The sequence below is a fragment of the Noviherbaspirillum soli genome, assembly GCF_015352955.1.
In the GTDB taxonomy this organism is placed as follows: Bacteria; Pseudomonadota; Gammaproteobacteria; order Burkholderiales; family Burkholderiaceae_D; genus Noviherbaspirillum_A; species Noviherbaspirillum_A soli.
Window position 1 is genome coordinate 1 of record NZ_JACYOX010000094.1, and the last position, 2,727, is coordinate 2,727.

The 2,727-nt window shown below is 64.9% G+C and carries 3 protein-coding genes; all 3 read right to left on the reverse strand.

Annotated elements, in window-relative coordinates; genetic code table 11:
- Positions 1 to 129: 129 nt before the first annotated feature.
- The gene (gene tnpC, locus IGW04_RS25460) at positions 130 to 1,767 is read right to left on the reverse strand and encodes an IS66 family transposase (protein ID WP_194715889.1); all 1,638 of its coding nucleotides are present in this window, start codon (positions 1,765 to 1,767) and stop codon (positions 130 to 132) included.
- A gap of 94 nt (positions 1,768 to 1,861) precedes the next feature.
- The gene (gene tnpB, locus IGW04_RS25465) at positions 1,862 to 2,212 is read right to left on the reverse strand and encodes an IS66 family insertion sequence element accessory protein TnpB (RefSeq protein ID WP_194715887.1); all 351 of its coding nucleotides are present in this window, start codon (positions 2,210 to 2,212) and stop codon (positions 1,862 to 1,864) included.
- On the reverse strand, positions 2,193 to 2,645 hold the full coding sequence (gene tnpA, locus IGW04_RS25470; RefSeq protein WP_194715888.1) for an IS66-like element accessory protein TnpA: 453 nt from the start codon (positions 2,643 to 2,645) through the stop codon (positions 2,193 to 2,195). Before tnpA ends, tnpB begins: the two co-directional genes overlap by 20 nt.
- Positions 2,646 to 2,727: the final 82 nt, after the last annotated feature.

Genomic DNA, 2,727 nt, shown 5'->3' on the forward strand with positions numbered 1-2,727 from the left:
GTAAGCGCTCAATTTCCCGCACGTGTGTGTTCTCCATTGCCTCGGACGAGTCGTCGCGCATCGCGACGACTCCGTACAACGATCGGCGGTGTCCTGGGAGCTCTGGTCAGTAGCGCGGGTGCAATCAGATCATGAGACCTGCGCTGTGTTCGCCTGGAGTTGCCGAGCGAAGTGGAACGGCAGCAGGTCCGTGACGTCAGCCTCCGGCGCCCGCTGCGGCAGTTCAGTGAGCACATGGCGCAGGTACATGAACGGTTCCACGCCGCAGGCGCGGCATGTCAGCATCAGGCTGTAGATGATCGCACTGGCCTGTGCGCCCGCCACCGTGTCGGCGAACAGCCAGTTTTTTCTGCCCGTCGTAAATGGTCTGATGTCGCGTTCGAGGAGGTTGTTGTCGATCGGCGCGGCGCCATCGTCGACGTAGCGGCACAGGTACTGCCACTGGTTGCGCGCATAGCCAATCGCCTTGCCCAGCAGGCTTTCCGGCAGCACCTGTGGCGCCTTCTCCTCCAGCCAGGCCTTGAACGCCTCCAGCAGCGGCACGGTGTGCTGCTGGCGTAGCGCATGGGTGTACCCGGCCCGGGTCTGCCCCGCCGGCAGTTCGCCCCGCGCCAGCGCCTCGACCTCGTAGAGCGCGCCGAAGAACGCCAGTGCCTGCAGCGCCAGCCCTCCCTTCTTCTTTTGCGCACGGTTGGCTTCGTCAAACTTGCGTCGTGCATGCGCTGCGCAACCCAGGTGGGTGGCGCCTTCGATCGTGCGCCAGGCGCTGTAGCCATCGCTCATGAGCGTACCGTGCCAGCCCGATAGGAAGGCTTGCGGATGCTGCTGGCCCCGTCCCGGCTGGTAGTCGAACAGCACGACCGGACAGTCGCTGTCGGCGGCGCTACGGTACACCCACGCGTACGACTGGCTCTGCGCGCTCTTGCCGTCTTCCTTGAGCACCTGCATCGTCGTCTCGTCGCCATGGATCAGCGGCTGCGCCAGCAACGTCGCGCGCAAGGCTGCCACCAGCCGGCTCAGGTGACGTTCGGCCGGCGCAATCACCCAGTGCGCCAGGGTGCCGCGCCCGACCGGGATATTGGCGCGCGCGAGTGCCTGTTCCATCCGGTACAGCGGCGTGCCATCGGCATATTTGCCGGTCATGACGGTGGCGATCAACGCCGGGCTGGCATTGGCACCCGGTAGCGGCTGCGCCGGCATTGGGGCAGTGACGACCGGGGTGTGAGTGGCATGGCGTTCGCAGTGGCGGCACGCGTACTTCAAGCGCACATGCTGCAGCACCGAGGCCTTGACCTCGATGTGCAACTGTTCGCTGGTCTGTTCGCCCATGCGGTGCAGGGCATGGCCGCAGCAGGCGCACGCCTTCTGATGGTCCGGCAGGTCGTATTCGATACGCGTGCGCGGCAGATCGGCCGGCAGCGGCTTGCGGCCGCGCTTGCCGCGCGCTGCTTCGCCGGCCGGCGGCAGACCTGTCTCGGGCAAGGCGAACGGAGCATCGGCTTCCTCGCCGCTGGTGCCAGCCTCGGCAGCGGCAATCTGCTCGGCTTCGTTAAAGAGGCGATCGGCCTGCTTCTCGCTCTTGGGGGCGAAGCGTTTCAACTGCGCCAGGCGGAATTGTTCTTCCAGCAGCGCGATGCGTTCGGTCAGCGTGGCAATGTGCTGTTGCGCCTCGTCGATCTGCACTGAAGCTTGGGCGGCGTGCGCTTCCAGTTGACGGATATAGGCCTGCACGGCAGGCGGCAAGAGAGCCAGGTCGTGTTCGTTCATGCCGCCCACGATAGCGCCTTCGCGGCACAATTGGGTTTACGTAAAAGTGTAACAAGCCGCCCCGGCGTCGCCAGGGCGCCACAGGCGGGCAGGTTCAGCCGGCGTGCCGGTAGTGGCGCAGCGGATGCCGCCGAACCGCCTCGATGTCGATCCCGTCGAGCAGCCAGTGGAGTTGCTCCGTCGTCAGCGTGATCGTCGCTTCCTGCTTTGGCCAGGCGAAACGGTCTGCCTCGAGCCGTTTGACCAGTAACCAGTAACCGTTGCGATCCCAGAACAGCAGCTTGATGCGATTGCAGCGCCGGTTGCAGAAGGCGTAGACCGCGCGTGCCAGGGGATCGTGCTGCATGGCGTGCTCGACGGTCGCTGCCAGGCCGTTGATGCCCAGCCGGAAGTCCACCGGCGCGCGGTGCAGGTAGACCGGCACATCAGCGGGCAGCTGGAACATCGCAGCGTCCGAGAGCGTCAATCAATGCGGATAGGAGTGTCGTGTCCTGTTGGTCGCACGCCAGTTCAAGCGTGACGCCATTGGGCAGGCGCGCCTGCAGACGGGAAGGCTGGTGCGGCGGTGCAGTGACCGGCGTGGCCATCGATCCACTCATTGAGATCGGCTCCTGAGCGCCAATGATCACTGGCACGAACACTGATGCGGCGGGCGCTATCACGTCGGCTTCGCAGGCCACCTGCCGTTGATGCTTGACGACCCATTTGCGCAGCAGGTTGGCATTGACGCCATGCGCCAGCGCCAGGCCCGCCAACGAGGTGCCCGGTTCGAGGCAGGCTTCGATCAGCGCGCGCTTGGCTTGCGGATCATAGCGACGCTTGCCGCCGCGATCGATGCCGGTGATCGGCAGAGGAGTAAAACTGGAGTGAGTTGGCATCGCTGGTGTCCACTGATATTGGTGGACACTAGTCTGACCATCTTTACCTTGGCCCGATAGGTGCCTGATATTGCGCGCTTAC